The 7,525-nt window shown below is 32.5% G+C and carries 7 protein-coding genes and 1 rRNA gene; all 8 read left to right on the top strand.

Features of this window, described 5'->3' with window-relative positions; all coding sequences use genetic code 11:
• Window positions 1–67: ribosomal RNA gene (gene rrf / locus EK368_RS15345) — 5S ribosomal RNA — on the top strand; the annotation flags it as partial.
• 188 nt (window positions 68–255) lie between these two features.
• The gene (locus tag EK368_RS04000) at window positions 256–822 is read left to right on the top strand and encodes a glycerol-3-phosphate responsive antiterminator (RefSeq protein WP_129596658.1); all 567 of its coding nucleotides are present in this window, start codon (window positions 256–258) and stop codon (window positions 820–822) included.
• A 225-nt stretch (window positions 823–1,047) separates the two neighbouring features.
• Complete coding sequence (locus EK368_RS03995; protein WP_129596657.1) at window positions 1,048–1,758, top strand: MIP/aquaporin family protein; 711 nt, start codon at window positions 1,048–1,050, stop codon at window positions 1,756–1,758.
• 21 nt (window positions 1,759–1,779) lie between these two features.
• Window positions 1,780–3,276 carry a glycerol kinase GlpK gene (gene glpK, locus EK368_RS03990; protein WP_129596655.1) on the top strand — a complete coding sequence of 499 codons (1,497 nt, stop codon included), beginning with the start codon at window positions 1,780–1,782 and terminating at the stop codon, window positions 3,274–3,276.
• Between the two features lie 136 nt (window positions 3,277–3,412).
• Window positions 3,413–4,843 carry an NAD(P)/FAD-dependent oxidoreductase gene (locus tag EK368_RS03985; RefSeq protein ID WP_129596653.1) on the top strand — a complete coding sequence of 477 codons (1,431 nt, stop codon included), beginning with the start codon at window positions 3,413–3,415 and terminating at the stop codon, window positions 4,841–4,843.
• A 19-nt stretch (window positions 4,844–4,862) separates the two neighbouring features.
• The gene (locus tag EK368_RS03980; RefSeq protein ID WP_129596651.1) at window positions 4,863–6,122 is read left to right on the top strand and encodes an NAD(P)/FAD-dependent oxidoreductase; all 1,260 of its coding nucleotides are present in this window, start codon (window positions 4,863–4,865) and stop codon (window positions 6,120–6,122) included.
• The gene (locus EK368_RS03975; protein WP_129596650.1) at window positions 6,123–6,473 is read left to right on the top strand and encodes a DUF1667 domain-containing protein; all 351 of its coding nucleotides are present in this window, start codon (window positions 6,123–6,125) and stop codon (window positions 6,471–6,473) included. It abuts the gene before it with no gap.
• Window positions 6,474–6,765: 292 nt separating this feature from the next.
• Window positions 6,766–7,101 (top strand): CGGC domain-containing protein, encoded by a 336-nt coding sequence (locus EK368_RS03970; RefSeq protein WP_129596648.1) that lies wholly within the window; start codon window positions 6,766–6,768, stop codon window positions 7,099–7,101.
• The last annotated feature ends 424 nt before the right edge of the window (window positions 7,102–7,525 follow it).

Genomic DNA, 7,525 nt, shown 5'->3' with positions numbered 1-7,525 from the left:
AGTTAAGCTCTTCAGCGCTGATGGTACTTGGGCGGTAGCGCCCTGGGAGAGTAGGTCGTCGCTGGTTAAAAAACCACAATGATTGAATTCATTGTGGTTTTTTATTGTATAAAAATAGCATATTCGTTTACACCATATCTATTGAATGATATAATGAAAAAAATAAAAGGGTTTGAGAAAAAAGGAAGAGCCACTTAAGTTTAAAAGGAATATTCAAAAAGAGAAGAGAATATATTATAGCTAAGGAGGAAAAATATGAAAAATCAATTTTATAATAAAATAGGGATCAATCCTATCATTGCAGCTGTAAACAGCATGGAAAAATTAGATTTAGCTATACAATCTCCTTGCGAAATTATTTTTTTACTCTGTGGAAATATTTTCAATCTCAAAGAAATTATTCACAAAGTTAAAGAAAATGATATGGATATTTATGTACATATTGATTTAATGGAAGGATTTTCGAAAGATTCTATGGCTCTTAAATATATACACGAAAACTTACAACCAGATGGAATTATTACTACGAAAAGCAGCTTAGTTAAAAAAGCTAAGAATATGAATATATTCACAATCCAAAGACTTTTTATGTTAGATTCTTTATCACTTCATACAGGAATCAGTTCTATTCAATCTACTCGACCTGATGCAGTAGAAATTATGCCAGGTATTATGCCTAAGGTGATTAAAAAAGTTTATGAAGATACTCATATTCCGGTAATTGGAGGAGGACTCATTAGTGATAAGGAAGATGTGATTGAGAGTTTAAAGGCAGGTGCAGTTGGGATTTCTACAAGTAAGGAAGAAGTATGGCATATGTAAGTGACAAACATTTACAAAATACTATATAAGTGTTATAATTTTTTATGGTGTTATAGTACAGTTATATAATAAATGGCAGAGTAAAAGGAGAGCCGTGTAGTTAAACCTATGAAGATAGGTTTGATTTACATGGCTTTTATTATTTAAAAGAAGGAGAGGATGCTTGGAAAATGGAAAACGTTTTAATTGTAGGAGAAAAAATAATATGATTATGGGAGGGGTATTATGTCAGCATTTTTAGGTGAACTTATAGGAACTATGTTATTAATTATTTTTGGTGATGGAGTAGTAGGGGGAGTAGTACTTAATAAATCAAAAGCACAAAATAGCGGATGGATTGTTATTACAGTAGGTTGGGGGTTAGGTGTTGCAATGGCAGCGTATGCTGTTGGGAGATTTAGTGGGGCTCATTTAAATCCAGCACTTACAATAGGCCTTGCATCTATTGGACAATTTCCGTGGAGTATGGTGCCATCTTATATTGTAGCTCAAATGATTGGTGGAATTTTAGGAGGGGTAATTGTCTGGCTTCATTATCTTCCTCATTGGAAAGAAACAGAGGATGCAGATGGAAAGCTTGCTATATTTTGTACAGCTCCAGCTATTAGACATACTCTTGGAAATTTAATCAGTGAAATTATAGGAACATTTATATTGGTATTAGGAATTTTAGCGATAGGTGCAAATGTTTTTGCAGATGGAGTAAATACATTAATCGTAGGAGCTTTAATTATAGCAATAGGTCTTTCTTTAGGGGGTCCTACTGGATATGCTATCAATCCGGCAAGAGATTTAGGACCTAGAATTGCTCATTTTATACTTCCAATAGAAGGAAAAAGGGATTCTGATTGGGGATATGCTTGGATTCCAGTAGTAGGACCAGTCATAGGAGGAATACTTGGAGCAGCTTTTTATGCTACATTCTTTGGTGTTTAAAAATACAGAGGGGGAACGAATATGAAAAAATATGTAATGGCATTAGATCAAGGAACTACAAGTTCTAGAGCGATTTTATTTAATCATGATGGAGAGATTGTAAAAGTATCTCAAAAAGAATTCACTCAAATTTATCCAAAAGCTGGATGGGTTGAACATGATCCAATGGAAATATGGGGAACACAAAGTGGAGTAGCAAGAGAAGTATTAGAAATTACAGGTATTAGACCAAATGAGATTGCAGCTATTGGAATTACCAATCAAAGAGAAACTACTGTAGTGTGGGATAAAAACACAGGAAGACCTATTTATAATGCTATTGTTTGGCAGTCTCGTCAAACAGCAGGGATTTGTGATGAACTTAAACAAAGAGGATTAGAAGATTATATAAGAGAAAATACTGGGCTTGTTATTGATGCTTATTTTTCTGGTACAAAAATAAAATGGATTTTAGATCATGTAGAAGGAGCTCATGAAAAAGCAAAAAATGGAGAGCTTTTATTTGGAACTATGGATACATGGATTATATGGAATTTGACACGTGGAAAAGTACATGTAACAGATTATTCTAATGCATCAAGAACAATGCTTTATAATATAAAAGACTTAAAGTGGGATGAAAAGATCTTAAAGGAATTAGATATCCCTATGAGTATGCTTCCAGAGGTAAAACCTTCTAGTGAGGTCTATGGATATACAGATGAAAGAACATTTGGAGGAGCACAAATTCCTATATCAGGAGCAGCAGGAGATCAACAAGCAGCTTTATTTGGGCAAGCATGCTTTACTGCTGGAATGGCAAAGAATACTTATGGAACAGGATGTTTTATGCTCATGAATACAGGAGAGGATAAAATATTTTCTAAAAATGGACTTTTGACTACTATTGCTTGGGGAGTAGATAAAAAAGTAGAATATGCGCTCGAAGGAAGTATATTTGTAGGAGGAGCATCTATTCAATGGCTTAGGGATGAACTAAGACTTATTAATGATGCAGCAGATAGTGAGTATTTTGCTACAAAGGTAAATGATTCAAATAGAGTTTATGTAGTTCCTGCTTTTGTAGGATTAGGGGCACCTTATTGGGATATGTATGCAAGAGGTACCATTGTAGGGCTTACAAGAGGTGCGAATAGAAACCATATTATTCGTGCTACACTTGAATCTATTGCATATCAAACAAGAGATGTGTTAGAAGCTATGCAAGAAGATTCAGGAATTGATTTAAAAGCATTAAAGGTAGATGGTGGAGCTGTTGCAAATAATTTCTTAATGCAATTTCAATCAGATCTTTTAGGAGTACCAGTAAATAGACCAAAAGTTATTGAAACAACTGCATTAGGGGCTGCATATTTAGCAGGACTTGCAGTAGGATTTTGGAAGAACAAAGATGAAATTGCAAAAAGATGGAATGAAGATAGAATGTTTACACCAAATATGGATGAAGAAACAAAGGAAATAAAATACAAAGCATGGAAAAAAGCAGTACAAAGAGCTTTACAATGGGAAGAAGATTAGATTTTACAAAGCATGAAAATGGTGTTATAATACACTTAAAGAGAATATAAGGCTGAGAATAAGAGAGCCACACAAAATACCTTTAGAAGTAAAGGGTATCTTTGTGTGGCTTTTATTATAAAAGGGAGGAAAACATATGTATGATGTAGCCGTGATTGGAGCAGGTATTACAGGTACATTTATTGCAAGGGAATTATCTAGATATGACTTAAAAATAGCACTTATTGAGAGGGATACAGATGTTGCAAATGAAACTACAAAGGCAAATAGTGCCTTGGTTCATGCAGGTTATGATGCCACACCAAATACACTTAAAGCCAAATTAAATTCTATGGGAAATCCGTTATTTGATCAGGTCTGTAAAGAGTTAGATGTTCCATTTAAAAGAATAGGTTCTTTAGTTCTTGCATTTGATGAAGAAGATATAGAAAGTATAAAAGAACTTTATGAAAGAGGGATACAGAATAAAATCCCTAATCTAAAGATTCTTTCTAAAGAAGAAGTTTTAAAGATAGAACCTAATATCAATGAAGAAATTAAGGGTGCTTTATATGCTCCTACAGCTGGAATTGTAAGTCCGTGGGAATTAGCTGTGGCGTTGGCTGAAAATGCAGTAGATAATGGAGTAAAACTCAAATTAGATAGTAAAGTTACTAATATAAATAAAATAGATGATGAATATGAGATTTATATGGGAAAGGAAACTTTAAAAACCAAGTATGTAATCAATTGTACAGGAGTACATGCAGATAAAATTAATGAAATGGTAGGGTCTAAAACATTTGGAATTCATCCAAGAAGAGGTCAATATAATATACTTGATAAGAGTGCAGGAAATTTTGTAAATCATACCATTTTTCAAGCTCCAAATAAATTAGGAAAAGGTGTAGTAGTAGCTCCTACAGTTCATGGAAATTTATTAGTAGGGCCTGATGCTGAGGATTTAGATGATAGAGAAAATAAATCTACGACGAATGAAAGAATTGCATTTATAAGAGAAACGGCAAGGAAAACTTCTAAAAACATACCTTTTCATGAAACTATTACAAGTTTTTCAGGACTTAGAGCAGTACCAAGCACTGGAGATTTTATTATAGAAGAATCAAAAGATGCTAAAGGGTTTATTAATGTGGCAGGAATAGAGTCACCAGGGCTCTCAGCTTCTCCGGCTATCGCAAAATATGTAGTAAAAATTTTAAAAGGTATAACAGATATAACAGAAAATAAAGATTTTAATCCTGTTAGAAAACCATTTATTCGTTTTATGGAATTAAGTAATGAAGCAAAAGAAGAAATCATTAAAAAAGACCCTAGATACGGAAAAATAATCTGTAGATGTGAAATGATTACAGAAGGGGAAATTGTAGATGTTATTCATAGAAATGCAGGAGCAACAACAGTAGATGCAATCAAAAGAAGAGCAAGACCTGGTATGGGAAGATGTCAAGGTGGATTTTGTGGACCAAGAGTTATGGAGATTTTGGCAAGAGAGCTTAATATCAAAATAACAGATGTGACTAAGGATAGCAAAAAATCTTATATTCTAACAGAACCCACCAAAAACTAGGAGGATAAGGAGTGATGACATGCTAAAGTATGATGTTGTAGTGATCGGAGGAGGGCCTGCAGGACTTGCAGCAGCCATAGAAGCAAAAGAAAATGGAGTAGATAGCATTTTAGTCATAGAAAGAGATAGAGAACTAGGTGGAATATTACAGCAATGTATTCATAATGGTTTTGGACTTCATATTTTCAAAGAAGAATTGACAGGTCCTGAGTATGCTCAAAGATTTATTCATAAATTAAAGGATATGAATATAGAATACAAATTAGACACCATGGTGTTAGATGTAAATGAAGAAAAAATTATTCATGTAATCAATGAAAAAGATGGATTGATGGTACTTCAAGGAAAAGCTATTGTTCTTGCTATGGGATGTAGGGAAAGAACAAGGGGTGCTGTAAATATCGGAGGAACTCGTCCAGCAGGAGTATTTACAGCAGGAACTGCTCAAAGATTTGTAAACATGGAAGGATATATGGTAGGAAAAAAAGTAGTTATATTAGGATCTGGAGATATAGGTCTTATTATGGCAAGAAGACTTACTCTAGAAGGGGCTGAAGTTTTAGCTGTAGCAGAGCTTATGCCTTATTCCGGAGGACTTACACGAAATATAGTACAATGTTTAGATGATTACAATATTCCACTTCTTCTTAGTCATACAGTTATAGATATCAAAGGAAAAGATCGAGTAGAGGAAGTAGTTATTGCAAAGGTAGATGAAAAGAGAAGACCTATTCCTGGTACAGAAAAGAATTTTGAGTGTGATACACTTCTTTTATCTGTAGGCTTAATTCCAGAAAATGAATTATCTAAAAATGCAGGAATCAAAATAGATCCTATTACATCAGGGCCTATTGTCAATGAAGCTATGGAAACTAATATAGAAGGAATATTTGCTTGTGGAAATGTAGTACATGTTCATGATTTAGTAGATTTTGTTACAGGAGAAAGTAAAAGAGCAGGAAAAAATGCTGCAAAATATATTAAAAATCAATTAAAAAAACAAGGAAAAATAATAGATACAAATCCAGGACAAGGAATTCGATATATTGTTCCTCATGAAATAAGACTTGAAAATATAGAAGAAAAGCTAGATTTATTCATGAGAGTAGATGGTGTTTATAAAAATATGGACATGGTAGTCTCTATAGGAAATAAAGAAATAAAAAGAATCAAGAAAAAGCATTTGGCTCCTGGAGAGATGGAGTCTATTACTCTTTCAAAAAGTGATTTATCTCAAGATGGAGTATTGACAATTTCACTGAAAAAGGAGGAGTTATAGATGAAAAAAGAAATGATTTGTATTGTCTGTCCTATGGGATGTCATTTAGAAGTAAATAAACAAGGAGAGGAATATACAGTAGAAGGAAATAAATGCAAAAGAGGACAAGAATATGCTGTAAAAGAGCTTACAGCTCCTACAAGAGTAGTAACGACTACTGTAAAAATAAAGAATGGAAATTTAAATAGACTACCAGTAAAAACAAAAGAGGCTATTCCAAAGGATAAAATATTTGAATGTATGAAGCTTATAGATTCTATAGAAGTTACAGCTCCTATTCATGTAGGGGATGTAATTATAAAAGATATTTTAGGAACAGGAGTAGATCTAGTAGCAGCAAGGGATATGTAACAAAAGCATCAATTTGCAAAATGCAAATTGATGCTTTTGTTTATTATGCATAGATAATAGAGTAAATTAAAATTGAATAGATGAATTTATTAAATAAGTATATCGTTTGTGATAAATGTCCTAAAACTAAAAACAGATGAAAATTATATTGAAGATGTTTTAACTATATAATTATACATAATGAAAATACATTTTTTCAAAACTCTATAGAGTAAGGTGATAAAAATCACAGAAATTTTTCAAAAAACCTTATATAATTATAAAAAATCAGTTAATATATAGGAGGATTTTTATGAAAAATATAGGAATAATTAATTGTTACAATGTATCCAAAAGATGCTCTTCTTCAGGATGTTTTAAAGCTTTATATAATGAGACAGGATCTTTTGAAAGATATAAGGGAGAAGGAGCGAGAATCATTAGCTTTGTTCATTGTAATGGATGTGGTAATCAAGTAGTTAATCAGTTTTTAGAAAGAGCAGAAAGAATGGTTCAAAGGGGAGTAGATGTGATTCATCTTTCTACTTGTGTAAGATCAAAATGTCCATGGTATGATGAAGTGATGAAAAATTTATCAGAAAAATATGAAATAGAAGGATATAGTCATGCAAAAAAGAACTCTAAGTAATAAAGTTTTTTTGACGTATTTTGTAAAAAAATTTATAATTTTTTATTTTAAAGAAAAGAATAAAATAGAAAAACTCCAAAATACTTGTATATATTTACAGTATCGTATATTTGTATTACAATCAAAACTACCGGCTAAGCGGCTAGTTTTCTTAGTTGTATAAAGAAAACCACCTGCTATGCGGGTGGTTCCAAAAAGCTTATAGCTATGAGCAGAAAAAATAACCTCCTTTGTTAAAATGGAAGTAGGTTTGCCGACCACAACCAAACAAAGGAGGAAATCCAATTGGATAAGAATAGTCTAGCACATACAAGATGGAATTGGGAAAAAAAGAAAAAACAAGGAAACAAGGAAAACAAGGGAAAACAAGGGACAATTAACAAGAAAACAAGGGACAATTAACAATAAATCTATATTAGAGAAA

The organism is Anaerophilus nitritigenes (assembly GCF_004138215.1).
Taxonomy (GTDB): domain Bacteria; phylum Bacillota; class Clostridia; order Peptostreptococcales; family Thermotaleaceae; genus Anaerophilus; species Anaerophilus nitritogenes.
Note: the sequence above shows the minus strand (reverse complement) of the source record. Positions and strands in the feature narration are given on the sequence as shown.